This window comes from Acinetobacter tibetensis, from assembly GCF_023824315.1.
Classification (GTDB): domain Bacteria; phylum Pseudomonadota; class Gammaproteobacteria; order Pseudomonadales; family Moraxellaceae; genus Acinetobacter; species Acinetobacter tibetensis.
Genome location: NZ_CP098732.1, coordinates 1,989,933 through 2,012,944, shown reverse-complemented (window position 1 = coordinate 2,012,944; position 23,012 = coordinate 1,989,933). Strand labels below are relative to the sequence as shown.

Below are 23,012 nucleotides of genomic sequence, written 5' to 3'. Positions count from 1 at the left end.
AGTTGTTTCAATGTTATAGTTTGCTCAGAATGAATAAGATCCTGAGACGTAACATTGAAACGGTTTTTTGCTATTGGTAGTTTGTGTGTAATCACCCATATAGCTTGGGCAGATGTTACACACTTCTCATCATCTCCTCAGTTTAATGTTCCTGAAATTGGCAGTGGAATAGGTTTGATTGATCGCCAAAATGAAAAAATGATTGGTGAGAAAGTCTATCGTGAAGTGCAACATCAATTACCTATTGCGCATAATACGTGGCTAGAAGATCAACTTTTATCTGTATTTTCAAATATTCTAAGTCAGACTCAGTTGGGTCAGCCCATTGGTTTGGTTCTGGTGAATGATGCTCAAATTAATGCTTTTGCTGTGCCTGGGGGCTTATTTGCTTTAAATACAGGCATGATTACTTCTGCGCGTAATTTGGATGAAATTGCAGGGGTAATGGCGCATGAGATTGCACATGTAACGCAACGACATTACAGTCGTTCTCAAGAGGCATTTAAAGGACAGAGCCTTTTGGCTTTGGCGGGAATTATTGTTGGCGCACTGGTGGCTTCACAGGCGGATGGTAATGCAGGTGCAGCGGTGATGATGGGTTCCCAAGCTGCTTTAATGGATCAGCAGTTGACTTATAGTCGTAATCAGGAGCGGGAAGCTGATCGGATAGGAATGCAGTACATGTATGCCGCTGGTTATAATCCGCAAAGCATGGCTGACTATTTTGAGGTGATGCACCGAACAACCAGTCAAGTGAGCTTTTTACCTGACTTTTGGTTGACCCATCCTTTAACTACAGAGCGTATGAGTGAAGCGCGTTTACGTGCGAATCAGTTACCTCAAGTTAAAAGTGGTATGCGCGATGAAAATTTTGAAATCTTAAAATGGTATACCTTGGTTGTTACTAATCAAGCGACAGAATTGCAATTACAGACCCTTGCAAAACAGGGGAGCTTTGCTGGGGAATTGGCTTTAGCGGCTTTTTATAATCAGCAGGGTGACTATGTATTGGCTCAAACACAGCTCAATCAGCTCAAAAAACAAAAGAAGTTACATAATTTACTCACTTTGATTCAAACAGATGTTTATCTTGGTCAAAATAAATTAGATGATGCTTATCAGACCATTGAATCACCGGCAAGAGTTATGCCTGAGAATCGAGCTTTGGCTTATAAATTGGCGGAAGTGCTGATTCGTCAAAAGCAACCCGCACAAGTGAATAATTTGGTACAAAATTTTGTGAATCAAAACCCGCGGGATATTACGGGGTGGCATTTGTTGCAACAATCAGCGAATATAGATGTTGCCTCGCAGCTAAGAGCTGTTAATGTTTTGCGTTATCGTGCTGAAGTTGAATATTGGAGTGGCTTGGAAGAAGGTGCTATAAAGTCATTATTGCATGCACAGCGTTTGGCGAAGGATAATGTTGCAATGTCTGTGCAATTAAAACAGCGTATTGACCAAATGCAACAAGAACGCCAACTTAAAATTTAGGGCATCAATACGGCATTTAAAAATTATAAGAATAATAGGAGGATAAAATGATAGAGGGGCAATGTTTATGCGGAACGGTCAGTTACCGTTATCATGGGGAAATTGAGAAATCAATTTTGTGTTACTGTCAGCATTGCCAAAAAGCACAAGGCAGTTTCGCTGGTTGGAATAGCCCATTACAAAAGTCATTATTTGAAGTAGTACGTGGAGTGAAAGTGCTTAAAGAGTATTTTCACAGTCCGAATAAAGCACGTGTTTTTTGTCAAGAATGTGGCAGCCCTATTTTTTCTTATCGTATTGATTTGCCTGATGTAATTCGTTTGCGATTGGGAACGGTTACACAGGGAGAAATTCCTGCACCAAGCGAAGAGGCATTCAAGCAATATAAACCTGAATTTATTCAAATAAAATAAACGGTGCTAGTTTTGCTATAGTTGGCGCTGTATGATGGCGTTCAATCATTTTTTGATTTTTAATGGTTCACATGAAGAATAAAGTTCAATTTTTAGCAGCACTTTGGCTTGCTGTTTCTTGTGGTTCGGCTTTTGCGAGTGTCGAAGATTATGTGGTTACGGTGGATAAAATTAATCGTAATTACAAGGCGGATATTCGACAGTTCTTTGCGCAACTTAATCCGCAGCAAACCAATTTTACTGCTGAACAGCAAATGCGATATTGTGGAATTATGGAGCGTTATGTAGATCAGTTATATATAGCAGCTGACAAGAATAGAAGTTCGCTTGATGCGCAATATCGGAATTTAACCAAGCAAGATGTAATTCAACAAGTAATGTCATCTAAAGAAATGATGATTTTGAAGAAATATAATGTGCAGTGTAATTTGACTTAAATGCTGTTATCTAAGAACTGTCTTATTGTTAAGGCAGTTCAACGATAAAGAAAGAATATTGTGAAAGATTAAGCCAGTTTTGCTTTAATTTTTGCTGAAACTTGAGAAGGATCGGCGCGCCCGGCTATGAGCGGACGCAGAGAATTCATCACCTTACCCATATCTTTCATGCTAGTAGCTTCTTGCGCTGCAATCGTTTGCGCAATCATGGAATCAAGTTCTTCCTCAGTCATAGCTTCTGGTAGAAATTGAGATAAAACCTCAAGTTCGGCTTGTTCCTTACTAGCTAAATCTTCTCGACCAGCGCCTTCAAAGGCTTTGATCGATTCTTTACGTTGTTTAATTTGTTTTTCAATGACCGCAAGAACTTGAGTGTCGTCAAGTTCTTTGCGCTCATCGACTTCGATTTGCTTAATTGCCGCCTGTAGACCACGAATTACCGTTAACTTATCCATTTCTTTAGCACGCATAGTGGCTTTCAAAACTTCAGTTATTTGGTTTTTTAAAGTAGTCATTATTTAATCCAGGCAGTCAATCACAAATTAATCTTAGTAAAGGCGAGTAGTACGTACTGATTCACGCGCCAATTTCTTTTGGTAGCGTTTAACAGCAGCAGCTTTTTTGCGCTTACGTTCTTGAGTTGGTTTCTCGTAGAATTCGCGCTTACGAACGTCAGCTAAAACACCCGCTTTTTCGCATGAACGTTTGAAACGACGGATAGCTACGTCTACTGGTTCGCCTTCTTTCAATTTAACTTGTGGCATGAAGAATCCTCATTAAGTTATGGATAAGATCTGGGCGACATTGCCCTGATCACAAGTGAAGGTCAGTATTTTACTCATTTACATCTCATACCACAAGTCTATAATGGTTCACGCAATAGATTTGATACAGGTTATAGGCAGTTTAATGATCGTTTTAGGCTTAGAAACATCTTGTGATGAAACAGGTTTAGCACTGTATGACAGTGAAAACGGCTTACGCGGTCAAGTTTTGTATAGTCAGATTAAGCTGCATGCAGAATATGGTGGCGTCGTACCAGAGCTGGCTTCGCGTGATCATGTACGCAAATTGATTCCATTATTAAATCAATTGCTTTCGGACAGTGGTGTTAAAAAATCCGAAATTGACGCGGTCGCGTATACACGTGGACCAGGATTAATGGGTGCGCTTATGACAGGCGCTTTGTTTGGTCGAACTTTGGCTTTTGCTTTAAATAAACCTGCTATTGGTGTGCATCATATGGAAGGGCATATGTTGGCACCTTTGCTATCAGCAACACCACCAGAGTTTCCATTTGTTGCATTACTTGTGTCTGGTGGACATTCGCAGTTAATGGCAGCTTATGGCATTGGGCAATATGAATTACTTGGTGAATCGATTGATGATGCTGCGGGTGAAGCCTTTGATAAAGTCGCGAAAATGATGGGGTTACCATATCCAGGTGGTCCAAATATTTCTAAACTTGCAGAGCAAGGCGATCCTAACGCATTTGCTTTCCCTCGCCCAATGTTGCATCAAGGCTTGGAATTTTCATTTAGTGGTTTAAAGACAGCCGTATCTGTACAAATGAAAAAATTAGGTGATGAAAACCGTGATGCTGATATTGCTGCGAGTTTCCAAGAAGCCATTGTGGACACTTTAGTTAAAAAATCTGTCAAAGCATTAAAACAAACAGGTTTAAAACGTTTAGTGATTGCGGGGGGGGTAAGTGCGAATAAGCGTTTACGTGAACGTTTGGAAGCAGATTTAGCCAAAGTTCGCGCTCAGGTTTATTATGCTGAGCCTGCACTTTGTACTGATAATGGTGCCATGATCGCATTTGCAGGCTATCAGCGTTTAAAAGCGGGGCAACAAGACGGTTTGGCAGTGACGACGACTCCTCGCTGGCCAATGACAGAATTAAGTAATCCTGCGGAAATTATTTAATCAATCTCAATTAAATTGCACTACCATAAAAAAGCCCGACATCTCGTCGGGCTTTTTTGTATCGAGTATTCGGTATAACTCCTGTCGTACCTCACGTCCTAGTGCTGACTTTATTATTGTTGTTTTGAGGTTTGGAACATCCTGTTCTCTATGACTTCATAATATAAATCTTGTGGTGAATGGTATAGAGATTATCTGCCTGAATAGGTGTAAGCAGAAGCGTACAGAGTTGTAATACACTTACCCCTAGGGTTATCCACAGAAATTGCGGATAAAATTAGGGGTTCTAAGCATTGATTTACCTAGTATTATTGAATTTTAGCATGTTTTTTGATCTATCTGGTGTGTTGGAAATAATAAAATTTTTGAGCAGGAAAAAGGCTCATAAATATTTGTTAATGTTTGATTTTAAAATTGATACTTTGATGTATATCGCTTTAGATAAATAACCCCAATCCTGTTTAAGTCAATGATTCTATAATTTGAATGATTGGCTTATTTCGGTGATTTAATTGGGATGCACATAACGAGGCATAGATGTCACTTAAGAACCCAGAAATACTTCGAGCTTTATTCGTCTGATTTCTGAGATACTTAGTTGTGCCGTTCGGATTCTTAAACAGTGATAGCCTTGCTTGAGGAATTTCCAGTAGGTTACTTCAAATTTAAGAAAGAAATCATCAATTACACAGAATAATTCGGTACTATTGAACATCAGGACTAGCGTTGTGAGTTTGGTGTGGTAACTCAACTGATGGCTCTAGTCCTCCTGTTTTTCAAGTTAATTTCTTATCCGCGATTCGGGTTAAATATATTTTGTATAACGCCGATTAAGTCAAATGTAGGGTATAATTAGCTAATTTTATATAAATATTTTAAGTATGGCCGTAATAGAAAAAGTAGTACCTGTCATATTTAGGCATGTAAGTCAAAATATTGAAATATTAGTTTTTAGACATCCTATTGCAGGCATTCAAATTGTAAAAGGCACTGTTGAAGCTAATGAAAAGCTAGAGGATGCCGCTATACGAGAGCTTTATGAAGAGTCTGGGATTTCATCTACCAATATTCATTCATATCTTGGTTTGCATTCTCTATTTGAATCAGGACCGAATTGGCATGTGTTTGTATGCTACACAACAGAAATATTAAAAGATAATTGGACGCATTTTTGTAATGATGATGGTGGGCTCAAGTTTCAATTTTTCTGGCATCCTCTTGCGCAGGAGCCAACGGATGAATGGCATCAACTTTTTAAAGAATTATTAGAATTTATAAAATCCAGATATTAATTTTTGCTACAATTAACATAATACACCTCATATGAAATCCTTGTTTTATTTCTATATAAATCGAATGTTTATTGTATTTAACTTAACCCATTCCTCATGGGTTGGGCTTTTATTTTAAAAAAGAACGTTTCGCGAATGAAATATAAACAGGGTTCCACATCGTTGTTTAAATAAACTGATTTTATAAGAAGTTTAAAGCTGACTTAACTGCTGCGAACCCACCCAATGTTTTGAGAATTGATACGCTGCACGCCCAGAACGTTGTCCACGTGCCTGACACCATCTCAGTGCTTCTGCGCGAGTTTCATCGGACATTGGCATATTCGACTTTGCTAAATAGTGCGCTACGATCTCTAGGTAAAGTGCCTGATCCATAGGGTAAAACGACAACCACAAGCCAAAGCGATCAGACAGGGAAATCTTTTCTTCAATTGCTTCCTGCGGGTGTAGTTCAGTATATTGAGGCACATCAACCCGTGTTACAGGTGTATTTTCATGCATAAATTCAGGAAGTAAATGACGACGGTTACTGGTGGCGTAAATAATAAAATTACTTGAGCCTGACTGTAATGAGCCATCTAATACACTTTTTAAACTTCGGTAGTTTTCATCTTCAGCATTAAATGCTAAATCATCACAATAGACGATGAACTTTTCAGGGCGGTTCTGAATAATTTTTTGAATTTCGGGTAATTCTGATAAATCATCACGTTCAATTTCTATTAAACGCAAGCCTTGATCTTGATATTGACTCAATAAAGCGCGAACAATAGATGACTTGCCTGTGCCGCGTGAGCCAGTCAGCAATACATCGTTTGCAGGTAATCCATTTAAAAATTGCAGCGTATTTTGAATAACTTTGGCTTTTTGACGTTCAATCCCTTTTAGGTCGTCTAAATCAATTTTTTTTGGGTGGAAAATGGGAATCAGTTGTTGGTTTTGCCACTTAAATGCTGGAGCAGAAAAGTCAGGTTCTTGTTTTAATGTGGGAAGTGTTTGATGTAATTGAGCAAGAACTTGAGATAGGGATTGTAAAATGGTGTCAGGTAATTCAATGGTTGCCATAGTCATTCAGCTTATAATTACGATAAAGTAGCAAATAAGACCAACATCAGCCTTGGTTTTAGACTGTATAGTATTATGTCAATGAATGCTAATCGAATCATGCTTCGATTTCGCCAAATTTTAAGATTGAATGATAAAGATTTTAAGTCAGTATATTTAAGCGCAGGTGTTTTGAGGGAAGCTATGTTATTTCAAGAATTCATACAGGATATGAATCCACACCAAGCCTATCGTATAAAAAAGTTAAAACGCCAATTGGAGCATGCGGAAAGCTACGCGGAGTGGAAAAGTATCGCGCTTAAAATTGACCAAGAGTCGGGGGCGCAAGAGTGGAAATATGATAATTGTTCCCCTTATTTTGATGCGGAAATGATTTCGTATCGTTTGAAGTTATTAAAACGCTATCGCTATCAGCATCGGACGCGTGACTTAATGTATTTGTTACGCGAGGGGTTAACTTACGATATTGCCAATATTGCACACCCAATGCTCTTTTCTGCTACGTATGTGGGTACAAAAACCATTATTGAGGACTACATTGAAGAAATGAGCGCGAGCTTAGCGTTTATTGCTTCGGACGCTTGTGAGTGTCTTTCTCATCAAGAGAAAATGGATTTCTTTAAACATTGTGAAAAAGCCTATGGGCAGCCAGCGCTGATGTTTTCGGGAGGTGCAACCTTAGGTTTGTTCCACACTGGAGTGTGTAAAGCCTTACTTGAGCAGGATTTAATGCCTAAAGTGCTGTCAGGTTCAAGCGCAGGTGCAATTATGACCGCTATGCTTGGTGTCTCAAACCCTGAGAATATTTCGAAAATATTAAATGGCGAGAACTTTTTTAGTGAGGCTTTTCACTTCCGTAAATTAGGTGATTTATTAAAAGGTAACGGTGGTGTTGCCGATGTGAAGTATTTGAAAAAATTCCTCGTTGAAAATTTAGGCAATGTCACTTTTGATGAAGCATTCAAACAGTCAGGGTTATATATCAATGTTGCGGTAGCACCTTACGACGCATCACAGGAAGCACGTATTATGAATACCTATACTTCACCTGATTTATTGGTGTGGAGTGCGGTATTGGCTTCCTGTGCGGTTCCTATTTTATTTCCACCTGTTAAGCTCACCAGTAAACGCTATGATGGCGAACTTACGCCATATATGGCAACCACACGTTGGGTAGATGGTAGTGTACGGAGCGATTTCCCTCAACAGAAAATGGCACGCCTTTATAATCTAAATTACAGTATCGCAAGTCAGGTTAACCCACATATTGTGCCATTTATGCAGGATGATGTTTCTCGGTTCAGACGTGACATGTTGAGTTGGCCAGCACGTATTATTCGTCGTCAAGGTAAAGTCATTGCCAAAGGCGTGATGGATTTTACCCGTGAACGGGTAGGGAAAGTACCTTCAGTACGTCGTTTGCTTGATCATGGCTATGGTGTGGTGGATCAGCGCTATTATGGTGATGTCAATATTATTGGCAGGTATAGTTTGCGTCATTATAGCTATATGCTTCAAAACCCTCGTCCGCACTTATTTAAGTTGTTACAGCGTGAAGGTGAACGTGCCACATGGCCCAAAATTTCGAGCATTGAAACTCATGCCCGAATTGGGAAAACGATTCAGCATGCCTTAGAACTTCTAAATTATCAGCAATTGCATCGACAAGCACATGTCCAAGTTAATACTGCCTAATTTTAATCATATAAATTGTTTGGAATTAAAAACCAAGCCTACCAGCCTGCGATATGGACGCAGGCTTTATTATTTTCAAGATCAGCAAAATGCTTATTGGTTAAAAATGCAGATGAAGCAAGGGCATTGCGACTACCAACAAGGATTTCAACACGAGTTGGCTTTTTATCAAAAGTGCATGAAATCTATTTTGCTATCCAGTATTACATTACCTGGTGAAATCGTGTCTAAAGCATTTCTAGCATCTAGGGCGGTAGATATTGAAATAGAGCAATCCTTAGCGCAGATGCTCATTTTGCCTCATGCAGTGCCATATTTTACAGTGAGTGCTCATACATTGCCGATTGCAAGTATGCAGCACCATTTATTGCGTGCGTTAGATGTCATGCAAGTGCTACACGAAGCAGGGTGGATACATGCTGATTTAAAACAGGAGCATTTTGTTGAATATCATGGGCAAGTCAAACTGATTGACTTTGAGCAGGTGCAATCCATGACCCAACAAGTGAAAACTGAAATGAATGCAACGCCACGTTATATGGCGCCAGAATTATTTCATGGTGAAGTGAAAACAATACAAACCGATATTTATGCTTTAGGCATTATTTTTTATGAATGGCTGTCTGGGCAGAGATTAAGTGCGAAAAGTTATACAGATTGGGCGTATTTACATTGTCAGCGGTTGCAGATTGAGCTACCAGAGAAATTATTAGGTTTTCAATCACTTCTTTTGAAGATGTTGGCAAAGCATAAAGAGGCTAGATTTGACAATATTTGTGCAATAAAACACGCCTTAGTATCTGAAATTGTTTAAGAAAAATACATAAAAGTGATTTTTGTTTTATATTTAATCAAACAAGATGTTTTTTCATAAAAAGGACTTGTCAGAGGGGAGTGATCTCTATAATATACACAGCCATCGGGGGCGTGGCGAAATTGGTAGACGCACTGGATTTAGGTTCCAGCGCCGCAAGGTGTAAGAGTTCGAGTCTCTTCGCCCCCACCACTTAATCATCAGTTGATGATGTTTAGGTAACAGAGGATTGGTGTAATGGTAGCATGACGGTCTCCAAAACCGTTCGTCAAGGTTCGAGTCCTTGATCCTCTGCCAAATATTCACTTTATGTGAAACCCAGTATGGGGGCGTGGCGAAATTGGTAGACGCACTGGATTTAGGTTCCAGCGCCGCAAGGTGTAAGAGTTCGAGTCTCTTCGCCCCCACCACTTAGTGAACTGGGAAGAATTAAGCAAGGTTAAAGCCTTGTTTTTTTTCGTCTGTAGAAAAGTTGATGTTTAAAACTAGTTAAGCAATTTAGGTAAATGAATTTAGATTTTTCGAACATGAAGGTGGTAGGTGTAGAGGGTTAGATTACATCTGTTGCATTTTAGTTTGCGAATATGACTGTTTGACTATGGTTTAAAGCAGCAAATAAAAAAAGCCCCGTAGGGCTTAAATATATAGAAAGAGCAACTCGATCAACGGTGAATATCGTGTACGACTTACAGGTTTTCTTATTTCTTTATGCTTTTAAATGGTCTTCAAACTCTTCGCCTAATTGCATGGCTAATGAATTTCCTGCCAAATCACAAGTGACTAAGCCATATTCTTTTTTAAAACTAAAAGTAAAACCACGGTCATCAGCAAGGCTTTTTACTGAATAACCTAATTTTTCTAACCAAATACGAAATGCGATTAAATTTTTTGCTTTCACAACCTTTTTCACGAGACAACTCCTGTAAACATATAAATATTTAATAGGGATAGGCAAAATTTTTTAAAGGGCAAAAACCTATTTTTTTATTTATATGCTCTTTTTTGTCTAATTTCTATGCTGATGTGTAATTACTTTGGCAGGTTTAATATAAGGGAAAAGGTTAAATTAAAGTGGCGATTACTCGTTATATTTCAGATTAAATATAAGATTAATAACATATTATTTTATGTTAAATATGAGTGGTTTTTTGCAATTAAACTTCAGATGGAAAATACGTTTGAAATATTTTGTTATGAGAAATTATTTTGGAATAGTCATAAAAAAAGCTCACCGAAGTGAGCTTTCTTACAGACTAGAAAAATATTAGAGACTAGCAGAAGACTTAAGTGCTTCAACTTTGTCTGTTTTTTCCCAAGTAAATGCGGTATCAGAACCTTGGCGACCGAAGTGACCATATGCAGCAGTTTGCTTGTACATAGGTTGAATCAGGTCAAGCATACGGGTAATGCCGTATGGGCGTAGGTCGAAGTGTTCACGAACCAATTGAATAATCAGTTCATCAGGCACTTTGCCAGTGTTAAATGTATTGATTGAAATAGAAGTCGGCTCAGCAACACCGATTGCGTAAGACACTTGAATTTCACATTTATCTGCTAAGCCAGCAGCCACAATATTTTTGGCAACATAACGACCAGCATATGCAGCAGAACGGTCAACTTTAGATGGGTCTTTACCAGAGAAAGCACCACCACCGTGACGCGCCATACCACCGTAAGTATCTACAATGATTTTACGACCTGTTAAACCACAGTCACCTACTGGACCACCAATTACAAACATCCCTGTTGGGTTGATATGGAACTTGGTGCCTGCATGGAACATCTCCGCAGGAATAATTTTTTTCACGATTTCTTCAATCACAGCTTCTTTTAAGTTGGCTTGTGAAATTTCAGGGTCGTGTTGTGTTGATAATACAACTGCATCTAAACGTACAGGTTTACCATTTTCATAAGCAAAGGTTACTTGGCTTTTTGCATCTGGACGTAACCATGGAAGTGAGCCATTACGACGTAACTCAGCTTGCTTTTCCATTAGGCGATGAGCGTATGAAATAGGAGCAGGCATAAGCACATCTGTCTCACGGCTTGCATAACCAAACATTAAACCTTGGTCACCTGCACCTTGATCTTCAGGCTTTTGACGGTCAACACCCTGAGCAATTTCAGGAGATTGTTTACCAATCATGTTAATGACTGCACAAGTCGAACCATCAAAACCTAAGTCTGAATGGTGGTAGCCAATACCGTTTACGGTTTGGCGTACAATAGCTTCGACATCAATGTTTGCAGTTGTTGTGATTTCGCCAGCAAGTACGACAGCACCCGTTTTTACAAGCGTTTCACAAGCAACCCGCGCATATGGGTCTTCTTTTAAGATTGCATCCAAGATAGCATCACTGATCTGATCAGCCATTTTATCTGGATGGCCTTCGCTTACAGATTCCGAAGTAAATACAGCGTACTCGCGCATAAGTCCTATCACAGTTAATTTTAAAGACGCAATATGTTACATCGAGTTCGACTTTAGGACTAGCTCAACTTGTGTAAAAAAGGATGAATTTATTTCAATTCAATGACTTTTTATTTGATATAAGCATCTATAAAACTGATAAAGCAGCGATTAATTGTTTTAGTTTGAAATATCTGGTGTACGTGAGTTAAACAATTTGAAGCAAATTTTATCGAACACAAACAAAATTTCCATAAATTCATCCAAGGATTGAATCATGTTTCTATAGATCTGTGATGCGTGTTGCTTATTGGGATTGAAACAATTTTGTCGATAAAATAGGTTTAAATGGATGCCGATAAAACGAAAGCTAATTTTGAGCAATTTATTGGAGTGAGTGGTGGGTGAGGTCATTCGAATCAATTAAACTGATAAGTATATGATAAAATTAAGCGTTTATCGGGGCTGTCCAAATGGGTGTTGTTATCCATCATGAAGGCTATGGCATTAAATGAATGGCACTTTTGCACTAAATAACCAAGACCCAAACTGGCAAAGTAGCCTTTGTAGTTTTCGTCTGCAACGTTTTCAGAACCAGAGCTTCCCATGGCAAAACCCATCATCGTTAGCTACTTTCTGCATTTGGCATGCCAGAAAAAGCTGACAAATTTGCACAATTTCCATTTGGGGCAGTGCGGCGTGGAGATTCACCATCATTGTAGGTAGAACCTGCTGTTGGAAAAATTTAAATACCAGCAGGCTGAATACCAAAATAGCTTAGGTGTATAAAAGTGCCAATACTGTAGTTGGTCTAGTTCACACCATTGGTGTACTCGCTTTTGCCAAAGTTGAAATTCACAATGCCTACAGGGAATAGCCATGAATCACCAATTTTCCATTCACGGGCATCACAGTTTGTCTGTACATTGAGTTTGCGTGCCTGACCTAGAGTATATGAGCCAGAAAAGGAATAATTATCATCGTTAAAATCAAAATTATTGGCATAAGACACACCTAACTTGGTGGTGACTTTGGTCGGATCATCCGCCAATTTATCTGCATTGTTATTTACGGTTGTTTGTTCTTTAGTCATGACATTGCCTGTGAACATCAATAGCGCGATGGCAAAAGTGGAATTAATCTCATAAGAACCTCTTGTTTTATATTGTTCTGGGGCTTTTTATTTATTCTCATGCAGGATGAGAGAGGGTATTTATATTTAAAGAAAATAGACTACAGAATGTTGATGTGGGCGAATGCAATACAGGTTTTCTTGTTAGAAATTCAATTTTATAAAAATGATCATGACAAGATCTATAACGCTATTTGGTGCAGCGTCCTTGATGCTTTTATTTGTATGAAGGGTTGCCAGTACGAGCTTAAATTTATTATTAATTTTCAAATATCTGATATGAAATGGATGCCATGTAAGATGCGAAGATAGAGTTGATGTGCATCTTTAAATTTCAAGCTGAGTTTTTACAGAGATAAAGATAATTTGAAATGTATTGCAGCGTGTAGCAATTGATATAAATGATAAAAAAGAAAGATTGCTTGGTCGCTTAAATTAAAATCCTAAAATTTCTATTCATTCAAGTCCACATAAGTAGCAATTAATAGGGAAAAATTGTGTATAAGGCTTTACCCATCTCGCTTTTTTTAAGACAATAGGCGCACTATTGAATGTGATATTCATCTTCTTAAATTGTTTTAATTGGACTCTGATCTATGACAACCCCTTTGAACGAACGTCGTATTGCAAATGCAATTCGTGTATTGGCTATGGATGCTGTGCAAAAAGCCAACTCAGGACATCCAGGTGCACCAATGGGGATGGCAGATATTGCAGATGTCGTTTGGCGTGAATTTTTAAATCACAATCCGACTAACCCACAATGGGCGAACCGTGACCGTTTCGTATTGTCAAATGGTCATGGTTCAATGCTTCAGTATGCATTGTTACATTTAACAGGTTATGCGCTTTCAATTGAAGATTTAAAAGCATTCCGTCAACTACACTCTAAAACACCGGGTCACCCAGAATTAGGTTATGCGCCTGGCATTGAAACCACAACTGGTCCATTGGGTCAGGGTATTGCCAATGCTGTAGGCTTTGCGCTTGCTGAAAAAACTTTAGCTGCTCAATTTAACAAAGAAGACCTGAATGTTGTTGACCACTTCACCTACTGTTTCTTGGGTGATGGCTGCTTAATGGAAGGTGTTTCGCACGAAGTGTGTTCACTTGCAGGCACTTTAGGTCTAGGTAAGTTAATTGCTTACTATGACGACAATGGTATTTCAATTGATGGTGAAGTTGAAGGTTGGTTCTCTGACGATACAGAGCAACGTTTCAAATCTTATGGTTGGCAAGTACTTCGTGTTGATGGTCACGATACTGATGCATTGCGTGCTGCAACTTTGGAAGCAAAAGCAGAAACGCAAAAACCAACGATTATTATTTGTAAAACAATTATTGGTTTAGGTTCTCCAAACAAACAAGGTAAAGAAGATTGCCATGGTGCACCGTTAGGCAATGATGAAATTGCATTAACCCGTGAAGCTTTAGGTTGGACAGAAGGTCCATTTGAAATTCCTGCTGATGTTTATGCTGCATGGGATGCAAAAGCGAAAGGTGCTGAGTCTGAAGCAGCTTGGAATGCGGTATTTGCTCAATATCAAGCGAAGTACCCTACAGAAGCGGCTGAATTATTACGTCGTATCGAAGGTGAGTTACCTGCTGAATTTATTGCTCAAGCAGATGCGTTCATTGCAGAAACTAATGCTAAAGCAGAAACCATTGCGACTCGTAAAGCAAGTCAAAATACATTACAAGCATTTGGTCCATTATTGCCTGAATTATTGGGTGGTTCTGCCGACTTAGCGGGTTCTAACTTAACACTTTGGAAAGGTTGCCAAGGCGTTCAAGATAACCCAGCGGGTAACTATGTACACTATGGCGTACGTGAGTTTGGTATGACTGCAATGGCAAATGGCGTTGCATTGCACGGTGGTTTTATTCCTTACGTTGCAACATTCCTGATGTTTATGGAATATGCACGTAATGCAGTCCGTATGTCTGCACTGATGAAACAACGTGTCATTCATGTTTATACACATGACTCTATTGGTTTAGGTGAAGATGGTCCTACACACCAACCAGTTGAACAAATTGCATCTTTACGTGGTACACCAAACCTAAATACATGGCGTCCATGTGACACAGTTGAAGCAGCGGTGTCTTGGAAATCTGCTCTTGTACGTAAAGATGGTCCTTCTGCGTTAATCTTCTCTCGTCAAAACTTACCATTCCAAACGCGTACTCAAGCACAAATTGAGAACGTGGCAAAAGGTGGTTATGTGCTTGCTGAAGAAAAAGGCGAATTAAAAGCAATTATTATTGCAACCGGTTCTGAAGTGTCATTAGCGATGGAAGCCTATGCACAATTAGAAGGCGTACGTGTGGTTTCTATGCCATGTGCTGAAGAATTTGTGAAGCAAGATGCTGCTTACCGTGAAGCTGTATTACCAGCTCACATCCGTGCACGTGTTGCAGTGGAAGCTGCGCATGTTGATTACTGGTGGAAGTTCGTAGGTCTTGATGGTCGTGTAATTGGTATGACGACTTATGGTGAATCTGCACCTGCGAAAGACTTGTTCCAGTTCTTTGGTATTACGACTGAAGCAGTTGTAAATGCAGTAAAAGAATTAACAGCTTAATCGGTCATTTCTAAAAAACGCCTCTAATAAGGGGCGTTTTTTATGGTTATAAGATTTCTAAATCACAACAATAAAAGCAGATAAAACTAAGCCTGAAATGGATCTCACGGCTAAAATTCTTAGGTTGCATATTCCGAAGTAGGTAGACTAACGGTTATTTGAAAGATGCTGAAATGAAATACAAATGATTAATTTAATGTGTAATCTGTTGCAATCGTTCTACTAAAATTCATATTAATATTAATCCTTTAAACTGTTCTAAATTTGAAACATATCGTCTTATTCATAACAGTGAATTATAATTTGAAAGGTATACACTAATAATCATTCTGAAACGAGATACAATCACATGAACTTAAAAACATTAACTTTGGGTTTGGCCGTTGCTTCAGTTGCAACATTCTCTATGGCAAAACCTGTTGCATATCAAATTGATCCAACACACACGGCAACCGTATTTTCTTGGAGCCACTTTGGTTTTTCTACACCATCTGCAAACTTTAGTAATATTCAAGGCACAATTAATATAGATAATGACAAGCCTGCGAATTCTTCAGTGAATGTGACTATTCCATTGGCAAGTTTAAATACCAATGTGGCTGCATTAGATGAGCATTTGAAAAAAGCGGAATTCTTTGATGCAATCAATTACCCAAACATCACGTTTAAAAGTACTAAAGTTGAGGCTTTAGGTCGCAATAAATATAAAATCATAGGTAACTTAACAGTTAAAGATGTGACTAAACCTGTTGTGCTTGATGCAGTATTGAACAAACAGGGTGAACATCCAATGACGAAGCTTCAATCAATTGGTTTTAATGCAACAACTTCATTTGACCGTTCTGCATTTGGTGTCGGTGCGTACGTACCAAATGTAGGTGATAAAATCACGGTAAACATCACCACCGAAGCATCAGTTCCTGCGAAGAAATAATCTCCCCACGATTTCTTCGGGAAAGTAAAAGGCACTCGCATTGAGTGCCTTTTTTATGTCCGTTAATTCTTGGAGTAATAGAGGATCGATTTGATCTAACAGTTTTACTCAATATGTTGCATAAAAAACTCAAGCACTTGCGGTGCATTTTGTTCTAAAGTGGGTGCAAAACGTTGGTTATCCGCACGTAGGCTTGGAATGTCAATTTTTGCATTGCGTAATTCGCAGGTATGACCAATCAGCCATTTTTCCATTGCATCCGCAGCAACTTCAACATGAAATTGTAGTGCCAGAATATTGTTACCTATTTTAAATGCTTGATTTGGATATAGTGCAGAACTTGCCAGAAGTTCTGCATTTTGCGGTAAATCAAAAGTATCACCATGCCAATGTAAAACTTGCGTATTGGTGAGGCTCGCAAGAGGATTCTGAGCGACAGGTTTGATTTCTAAAGTGCTCCAGCCTATTTCTTTTTGTGCGCCAGCATAGACTTTGGCACCTAATGCATGAGCAATCAGTTGTGCACCTAAACAAATGCCGAGCGTTGGTAAATTACGTGCTAAGCGCTGTTGTAATAGTTCAATTTCTTGTATTAAAAATGGGTAATCTTCCGTTTCATAGACCCCAATTGGGCCGCCTAAAATAACGGTAAGGCCTTCATGTTCAAGCGCTTTACGCAGGTCATCAACACCTGCCTCTACGTATCTCACACGAAAGCCAAGTTGGTAAAAAGTATCTTCTAGAGCACCAAGGTCTTCAAAAGCAAGATGTTGAATCGCATAAATGGTTTCAGGAAAATCGGGAGCTGTTGTTTTCATACGCTTTGAATTGTGATGAATAAACGAAATGGTTTTGAATATATACCAAAATAATAAAGTTGCGTAAGTAATAAAATTTAAACAGCAAGGCTCGCTTTTAAAAATGCCTTGCTGGATTCGATCACTTGTTTTTGTATAGTTTCATCTGCCATGCCACGCGCAAGGCTAATCGCACCAACCAGTTGGCACAGTACGCCCCAAGCTTTGCTGAGTTATTTACAATACTGGTGGTTAGAGAGGAATTAGATGGATTTGGCTAGTTAGGAATAGGGCTGATTTTTGTTTGATGATTTTATTTAAAGAACAACCTAAATTTGAATCAAATCAAAAGATTGTTATCACTTACTTGTGGGTAAAATAGTTAATAGCAGATTCGAATATGAAAACAGCGAACCTTGGTTCGCTGTTTTCAGTTTTCTTGCAAAGGAAATAGGTCTTATATGAGAATTAGAAGAAACCAGCAGGCTTAGTCGAATAGCTCACTAACAAGTTTTTAGTTTGTTGGTAATGATCAAGCATCATTTTGTGGTTCTCACGACCAATACCTGATTTTTTGTAACCACCGAATGCCGCGTGCGCAGGGTAAATGTGGTAGCAGTTGGTCCATACGCGACCAGCTTCAATCGCACGGCCAGCGCGGTAAGAAGTATGCGCCGAACGCGACCAAACGCCTGCACCTAAACCATAAATGGTGTCATTGGCAATTTTGATGGCATCATCAAAGTCTTTGAAGGTTGTTACAGACAATACTGGTCCAAAAATTTCTTCTTGGAAAACTTTCATGCTGTTGTTGCCTTTGAAGATGGTTGGTTCAATGTAGAAACCACTACCAACTTCGTGACGAGCACCACCACCAGTCAGAACTTCCGCACCTTCGCCACGACCTGTTGCAATACAACCCAAGATTTTGTCTTGCTGCTCTTGAGATGCCTGAGCACCAATCATGGTTTCTGTGTCTAAAGGGTGACCTGTTTTAATACGCTTAACACGTTCAATGGCTTTTTCGAGGAATTTGTCTGCAATGCTTTCTTGAACGAGAGCACGTGAAGGGCACGTACAAACTTCGCCTTGGTTCAAGGCAAACATTGCAAAACCTTCAAGTGCTTTGTCTAGGTAGTCATCTTCACGATCCATCACATCTTCAAAGAAAATGTTTGGAGATTTACCACCAAGTTCCAACGTTACAGGAATAATGTTTTCAGTCGCATATTGCATAATCAACTGACCTACTTGCGTAGAACCTGTGAATGCAATTTTTGCAATACGTGGGCTAGTTGCAAGCGGACGACCTACTTCGGCACCAAAACCATTAACGATATTCAAAATACCTTCTGGTAGTAGGTCTTGAATTAATTCAGCAACCAATAAAATACCGACAGGGGTTTGTTCAGCCGGCTTAAGAACAATACAGTTGCCTGCTGCCAATGCTGGAGCAAGTTTCCATGCCGCCATAAGAATTGGGAAGTTCCATGGGATAATTTGACCCACTACACCCAATGGTTCATGGAAATGGTAAGCAATTGTATCTTCATCAATCTCAGAAATTCCGCCTTCTTGTGCACGAATACAACCTGCAAAATAACGGAAGTGATCAATTGCTAGAGGAATGTCAGCCGCAAGTGTTTCACGGACAGGTTTACCATTGTCCCAAGTTTCTGCAACAGCCAGTAATTCAAGATTTTGTTCTAAACGATCTGCAATTTTAAGTAACAGATTTGAACGCGTTGTAGGAGAGGATTTGTTCCATTGAGCCTTAGCTTTGTGCGCTGCATCAAGCGCAAGTTCGATATCTTCAACCGTTGAGCGAGGAATTTTGGTGAATACTTTGCCATCGACAGGCGAGATGTTTTCGAAGTATTCTCCTTTAACAGGTGGTACCCATTGTCCACCAATAAAGTTTTCGTATTGTGCTTTAAATTGAACCTTAGAACCAGGTTGATTAGGATCGACGTAACGCATATATAATTTCCTTTGCTTGTTGTTTATCTCAGCTTCTACAGCTTTGGTATAAGGTACATCAGTACATTATTTGTTTAGCATAACTAGCATAAGGTTGGAGAAAGGTTGGAAAGTTGAAGGTTTACAACAGGACGACAAATGCTTACAAAAACAGTTAAGTACAGGACGTCGAATCATTAGTTGTTGAGAGAAAGCAATGATGAATAAGCAAACATTAGTAGAAAAAAGACAACGGATTGATCAGTTCCGCCAAAGTAGTAGCCTTTCGCCGTTACATGCAGAACAATTAGGGCAAAGTATTGCAAGCTCATGGCAGCGTTCAGCCTCGGCAGCGATTCCTAAGGACCGTATGGCAGCGCCAATTAATCATCAGCATCGTCGTGGTTTAAACGGCGCCTTAGAGCATGCCTTACAACTTTGCACTGAAGATCTCAAACATATTGCCCAGCAATCTTCCATGGTGATTGCAGTGGGTGATATCGGCAGTACCATTGTGTGGTCGGCATCAAGCCATCAAATGCAGAGTGCGGCTGAAAGTGTACACTTTGTTGAAGGCGGGCAGTGGCGAGAAGAGTTGGTTGGTACCAATGCATTAGCATTGTCGTTAAAAACCCAGCAATCGAGTTGTGTGTTCTCTAATGAGCATTACATGACTTCAATACAAGATTGGGTGTGTTATGCGGCACCAATAATTGACCCTTATTCAAAGCAAGTCCTAGGGGTCATTGATTTATCGACCACATGGAAAAACCACAATAGTTTGGGGCTTTTAGCTGCTGAGCGTTGTGCCTCGATTATTCAATCCGCCTTATTGGAACATCAAAAGCAACAGTTATTTATTCGTGCATTTGCTGTGCCGCAAATTTTGTTCAATGGCAAGACGTTAGTACTGACTCCACGTCAAATTGAGATTCTGGCGATTCTGGCTTTGTGTCCTCAAGGGCTAACCTTAGATACTTTGCATCAAGCACTTTATGGGGAGCGTAAGGTCAGTGTGGGAACACTAAAGGCAGAAATGTCACAACTTCGTGATATTTTGGGAGGCATGTTAGGCTCAAGACCTTACCGTTTGTTGGTCAATGTCGATGCGGATTTTTTACAGGCAGAGCAAGCTTTAGACGCTGGATATTTGGAAACTGCATTAAAGCTGTATACAGGCGTATTCTTGGCGAAAACCGAAAGTCCATTTTTATGTGCTTGGCGGGATTGTTTAGAGTCACGTTTAAGTGATGCCATTTTTAAAGCCAACGAAACTGATGTATTACTAAAACACGTGGCGCATTTTCCAGAAGCAATAGATGCGGTAGAGCGTTTGATTGAACTGATGCCTAAGACACATCCTGTTCATCAAACGCTGTTGAAATTTAAGGATAGAGAGGATTTTTAATTCAGATACCTTTCTCTTTTATCCAAGCAAATAAGTGCTGATAAACCTGTTCACGAACTTTAGGTGCGGATAAAACCAAATCGTGCAAACCATTTTCAATGGTTTGAATGCTGATATCCCCAATCATTTTCTCGGCGTATTTTTGAATATCATTAACATTTAAAATCACGTCACTGGTCTGAGCTTCAATCCCCCATTTTTTCGGGTTCGTGGTTTGATGTGAATGCATAACTATAGTGGGAATAGTGAGTGTTACGCCTGCGTGAATCTCTTTTTGAGCTTCATAGATGGCTCGCACAAAGCTGAGTTTTACCATCTTGTAGCTTGGTTGTTTCCACTCAAGGTTAAAATTCCATTCACCGTGATAGTGACAATGTAGGCTAGGGACGTACCATTTATTCAAACCGCTTGGAATAGTGAGATTCGGAAGCAATCGACCTAGTTTGCTGAGTTGCGGTAACGCTTTATTTTTTTCAAACTCGTTCATGTTGAAATCATAAAAAGGACTGTTTGCCCATAGCCCCTTAATCAATGAATGCTGCGGGTGATGGGCTGCAAATAGGGTACAAATGAGTCCACCTGTTGAGTGCCCGCTTAACAACACAGCATCATGACCTTCAGCTTGAATAATTTCTAACGCTTTATTAATTTCTGCATCATATTCACTTAAATCACGTACATTATAGAGTTGTTGATGCCCTAAACGGGAACGTCCATATTTGCGTAAATCCAGTGCGTAAAAATCAAAACCCTGCTGATTGAACTGATCTGCCATTTCGGTTTGAAAGAAATAATCAATAAAACCATGAATGTACAAAATTGCTTTGGTGGTGGCTTGAGTATTTTTTTTGCGGACTAAAGTCGCAACGACTTTGCCTTCATAATCATCGGGGAATTCAAGCACAAGCTGTTGATAATCTGGCCCTAGAACATCGGCTTGATAGGTGGTAGGAATTTTGAGCGATGTCATTTTTATACTCATCAAGATTTATTATGGTTTAATCCTTGATGATGTCGGAACATTTGTCAAATTGAATTGATTGTAAAATAAAAAAATGCAACCCAGTGCCTTCTTCTGTTGAGAATCTAGAATGCAACCAATGGTTAGTCAACATTGGTTACATTCCATGCCCGATTCAAACAGAACTGGGTTGCCAAAAGCAAAAAGTAAGAGATTGGAGAGACTTACACCGCTGCTTTAAAATCTACAACTTCAGCACCACTTTTTAATGCTGCTTTGAAAATATCAACCACTTGAGCATGAGTAGCTTTACGTGGGTTAGTTAACATACAAGCATCTTTTTGAGCATTTTCAGACATAATGCCTAAATCTTGCTCTTTCACACCGAGTTCAGCTAGGCTTGATGGAATACCGATAGAAGATGACAACTCACGGATTGCATCAATCGCAGCATAGGCAGCTTCAGTCACGGTAAATCCAGTGGTGTTAACGCCCATAAGTTCTGCAATACGTGCATAACGGTCAGGGCATGCAATTAAGTTAAATTCGCAAACATGTGGTAGTAATACTGCATTACATACACCATGTGGCAGGTTGTAGAAACCACCTAATTGGTGTGCCATAGCATGCACATAACCTAAAGAGGCGTTGTTGAATGCCATACCTGCAAGGTACTGTGCATAACTCATCGCATCACGAGCTTCAAGGTTTTCACCATTCGCAACCGCTGGGCGTAACCATTCACTGATCATTGAAATGGCTTTTTCAGCACATGCATCGGTAATTGGATTTGCAGCAGTAGAAACATAGGCTTCTACAGCATGGGTCAATGCATCCATACCTGTAGCAGCGGTTAAGCTAGCTGGTTTTGCAATCATGAGTTTAGGGTCATCAATTGCAATCAGTGGAGTACAGCGCCAATCGACAATTGCCATTTTTACATGCGTGTCTGTATTGGTAATAATACAGAAGCGCGTCATTTCAGATGCTGTACCAGCAGTTGTATTTACTGCAATCAGAGGCGTCATTGGGACAGAGCTTTTATCAATGCCTTCATAATCACGAATATGACCGCCACCTGCTGTTACCAGACCAACGCCTTTTGCGCAGTCATGTGAGGAGCCACCACCCAATGAAACAATAAAGTCACATGCATGGTCGTTATATGCTTGTACGCCGTTATGGACATTAATATCTGTTGGGTTTGGTTCTGCACCCGGGAAGATGTGACTGTCGACACCCGCATCTTTGAGATAGCTCGCAATAGTGTCTGCTACACCAAATTTAAATAAACCTGCATCGGTAACAATCAGTGCTTTTTTAGCACCTAAATTTTGTGCTTTGGTTCCAATTTCTTTAGCACAGCCTGGACCAAAGAGTGAAACACATGGAATGTAAAAACCGTTTGTTTGATCTGCAATATTTTTAAAAGCCATGGTGCGATTCCTTCTACCATTGTTATGTTCTAAGCGGTGACCCTCACCGTGGCTTGAGTATTTAACGAAGACAGTTTTAAACCTACCTACCAAACACCTACCATCAAATGTTTTACAAAAAACAATATGGGTAGTTAGATATGAAATATAAATTGAATGAGAAAATTTATTCTTATATATAACTGAAAATTAATATAAAAATATGAATTCTATCTTGGGGTGAATTTTTTGAAAATTTGATTACAATAGAA

Annotated in this window: 21 protein-coding genes, 3 tRNA genes and 1 pseudogene; 13 read left to right on the top strand and 12 right to left on the bottom strand. The window is 39.4% G+C overall.

The window, feature by feature from the left end:
* Window positions 1–90 precede the first annotated feature (90 nt).
* The 3 genes from M5E07_RS09940 to M5E07_RS09930 all read left to right on the top strand — a co-directional run bounded on the left by M5E07_RS09940 (window position 91) and on the right by M5E07_RS09930 (window position 2,344).
* The gene (locus tag M5E07_RS09940) at window positions 91–1,494 is read left to right on the top strand and encodes a M48 family metalloprotease (RefSeq protein ID WP_252223779.1); all 1,404 of its coding nucleotides are present in this window, start codon (window positions 91–93) and stop codon (window positions 1,492–1,494) included.
* A gap of 47 nt (window positions 1,495–1,541) precedes the next feature.
* Window positions 1,542–1,907, top strand: a complete 366-nt coding sequence (locus M5E07_RS09935; protein ID WP_116758917.1) for a GFA family protein — start codon at window positions 1,542–1,544, stop codon at window positions 1,905–1,907.
* Window positions 1,908–1,978: 71 nt separating this feature from the next.
* Complete coding sequence (locus tag M5E07_RS09930) at window positions 1,979–2,344, top strand: hypothetical protein (protein WP_252218897.1); 366 nt, start codon at window positions 1,979–1,981, stop codon at window positions 2,342–2,344.
* Between the two features lie 68 nt (window positions 2,345–2,412).
* Here the strand turns inward: M5E07_RS09930 and M5E07_RS09925 are convergent, their stop codons facing one another.
* Both M5E07_RS09925 and rpsU read right to left on the bottom strand, forming a co-directional pair.
* Complete coding sequence (locus tag M5E07_RS09925; protein WP_116758918.1) at window positions 2,413–2,859, bottom strand: GatB/YqeY domain-containing protein; 447 nt, start codon at window positions 2,857–2,859, stop codon at window positions 2,413–2,415.
* 33 nt (window positions 2,860–2,892) lie between these two features.
* A complete protein-coding gene (rpsU, locus tag M5E07_RS09920; RefSeq protein WP_001136722.1) occupies window positions 2,893–3,108 on the bottom strand; it encodes a 30S ribosomal protein S21 in 216 nt (71 codons plus the stop codon).
* A 145-nt stretch (window positions 3,109–3,253) separates the two neighbouring features.
* On the opposite strand from rpsU, the gene tsaD reads away from it, so the two are divergent.
* Window positions 3,254–4,273, top strand: a complete 1,020-nt coding sequence (gene tsaD, locus M5E07_RS09915) for a tRNA (adenosine(37)-N6)-threonylcarbamoyltransferase complex transferase subunit TsaD (RefSeq protein WP_252218895.1) — start codon at window positions 3,254–3,256, stop codon at window positions 4,271–4,273.
* A 580-nt stretch (window positions 4,274–4,853) separates the two neighbouring features.
* On the opposite strand, the pseudogene M5E07_RS09910 reads toward tsaD, so the two are convergent.
* A pseudogene (locus tag M5E07_RS09910) lies at window positions 4,854–4,988 on the bottom strand (IS982 family transposase); the annotation flags it as partial.
* A 166-nt stretch (window positions 4,989–5,154) separates the two neighbouring features.
* On the opposite strand from M5E07_RS09910, the gene M5E07_RS09905 reads away from it, so the two are divergent.
* Window positions 5,155–5,565, top strand: a complete 411-nt coding sequence (locus M5E07_RS09905; RefSeq protein WP_252218893.1) for an NUDIX hydrolase — start codon at window positions 5,155–5,157, stop codon at window positions 5,563–5,565.
* A 192-nt stretch (window positions 5,566–5,757) separates the two neighbouring features.
* Here M5E07_RS09905 and M5E07_RS09900 read toward each other — a convergent pair whose 3' ends face one another.
* Window positions 5,758–6,630, bottom strand: a complete 873-nt coding sequence (locus tag M5E07_RS09900) for an ATP-binding protein (protein WP_252218892.1) — start codon at window positions 6,628–6,630, stop codon at window positions 5,758–5,760.
* 183 nt (window positions 6,631–6,813) lie between these two features.
* Here M5E07_RS09900 and M5E07_RS09895 point away from each other — a divergent pair, with 183 nt between their 5' ends.
* The 5 genes from M5E07_RS09895 (at window position 6,814) to M5E07_RS09875 (ending at window position 9,549) form a co-directional block, all read left to right on the top strand.
* Entirely contained in the window at window positions 6,814–8,325 is a 1,512-nt protein-coding gene (locus tag M5E07_RS09895) for a DUF3336 domain-containing protein (protein ID WP_116758923.1), read from the top strand.
* A 106-nt stretch (window positions 8,326–8,431) separates the two neighbouring features.
* Complete coding sequence (locus M5E07_RS09890) at window positions 8,432–9,139, top strand: serine/threonine protein kinase (protein WP_252218889.1); 708 nt, start codon at window positions 8,432–8,434, stop codon at window positions 9,137–9,139.
* Window positions 9,140–9,246: 107 nt separating this feature from the next.
* Window positions 9,247–9,331, top strand: a tRNA-Leu gene (locus tag M5E07_RS09885).
* 31 nt (window positions 9,332–9,362) lie between these two features.
* A tRNA-Trp gene (locus M5E07_RS09880) sits at window positions 9,363–9,436 on the top strand.
* A gap of 28 nt (window positions 9,437–9,464) precedes the next feature.
* A tRNA-Leu gene (locus M5E07_RS09875) sits at window positions 9,465–9,549 on the top strand.
* A 296-nt stretch (window positions 9,550–9,845) separates the two neighbouring features.
* Here the strand turns inward: M5E07_RS09875 and M5E07_RS09870 are convergent.
* From M5E07_RS09870 to M5E07_RS09855, 4 genes are all read right to left on the bottom strand, one after another.
* Window positions 9,846–10,049, bottom strand: coding sequence for a hypothetical protein (locus M5E07_RS09870; protein WP_016167644.1), 204 nt, complete (start codon window positions 10,047–10,049; stop codon window positions 9,846–9,848).
* Window positions 10,050–10,403: 354 nt separating this feature from the next.
* Window positions 10,404–11,570 carry a methionine adenosyltransferase gene (gene metK, locus M5E07_RS09865; protein WP_252218886.1) on the bottom strand — a complete coding sequence of 389 codons (1,167 nt, stop codon included), beginning with the start codon at window positions 11,568–11,570 and terminating at the stop codon, window positions 10,404–10,406.
* Between the two features lie 398 nt (window positions 11,571–11,968).
* On the bottom strand, window positions 11,969–12,172 hold the full coding sequence (locus tag M5E07_RS09860; protein WP_252218883.1) for a hypothetical protein: 204 nt from the start codon (window positions 12,170–12,172) through the stop codon (window positions 11,969–11,971).
* Between the two features lie 188 nt (window positions 12,173–12,360).
* Window positions 12,361–12,642, bottom strand: coding sequence for a hypothetical protein (locus M5E07_RS09855; protein WP_252218880.1), 282 nt, complete (start codon window positions 12,640–12,642; stop codon window positions 12,361–12,363).
* 635 nt (window positions 12,643–13,277) lie between these two features.
* Between M5E07_RS09855 and tkt the strand changes: the two genes are divergently transcribed.
* Together tkt and M5E07_RS09845 are read left to right on the top strand one after the other, a co-directional pair.
* Window positions 13,278–15,266 carry a transketolase gene (gene tkt, locus M5E07_RS09850; protein WP_252218877.1) on the top strand — a complete coding sequence of 663 codons (1,989 nt, stop codon included), beginning with the start codon at window positions 13,278–13,280 and terminating at the stop codon, window positions 15,264–15,266.
* Between the two features lie 349 nt (window positions 15,267–15,615).
* A complete protein-coding gene (locus M5E07_RS09845) occupies window positions 15,616–16,200 on the top strand; it encodes a YceI family protein (protein WP_252218874.1) in 585 nt (194 codons plus the stop codon).
* Window positions 16,201–16,304: 104 nt separating this feature from the next.
* Here the strand turns inward: M5E07_RS09845 and M5E07_RS09840 are convergent, their stop codons facing one another.
* A complete protein-coding gene (locus M5E07_RS09840) occupies window positions 16,305–17,018 on the bottom strand; it encodes a glutamine amidotransferase (RefSeq protein ID WP_252218871.1) in 714 nt (237 codons plus the stop codon).
* Between the two features lie 447 nt (window positions 17,019–17,465).
* A complete protein-coding gene (exaC, locus tag M5E07_RS09835; RefSeq protein ID WP_116758929.1) occupies window positions 17,466–18,977 on the bottom strand; it encodes an acetaldehyde dehydrogenase ExaC in 1,512 nt (503 codons plus the stop codon).
* Window positions 18,978–19,173: 196 nt separating this feature from the next.
* Here exaC and M5E07_RS09830 point away from each other — a divergent pair, with 196 nt between their 5' ends.
* Entirely contained in the window at window positions 19,174–20,364 is a 1,191-nt protein-coding gene (locus tag M5E07_RS09830) for a transcriptional regulator (RefSeq protein ID WP_116758930.1), read from the top strand.
* Between the two features lies 1 nt (window position 20,365).
* Here the strand turns inward: M5E07_RS09830 and M5E07_RS09825 are convergent, their stop codons facing one another.
* Together M5E07_RS09825 and mdh are read right to left on the bottom strand one after the other, a co-directional pair.
* Window positions 20,366–21,334 carry an alpha/beta hydrolase gene (locus tag M5E07_RS09825; protein ID WP_252218868.1) on the bottom strand — a complete coding sequence of 323 codons (969 nt, stop codon included), beginning with the start codon at window positions 21,332–21,334 and terminating at the stop codon, window positions 20,366–20,368.
* A 215-nt stretch (window positions 21,335–21,549) separates the two neighbouring features.
* Window positions 21,550–22,761, bottom strand: a complete 1,212-nt coding sequence (mdh, locus tag M5E07_RS09820; protein WP_116758932.1) for an iron-dependent methanol dehydrogenase — start codon at window positions 22,759–22,761, stop codon at window positions 21,550–21,552.
* Between the last annotated feature and the right edge of the window lie 251 nt (window positions 22,762–23,012).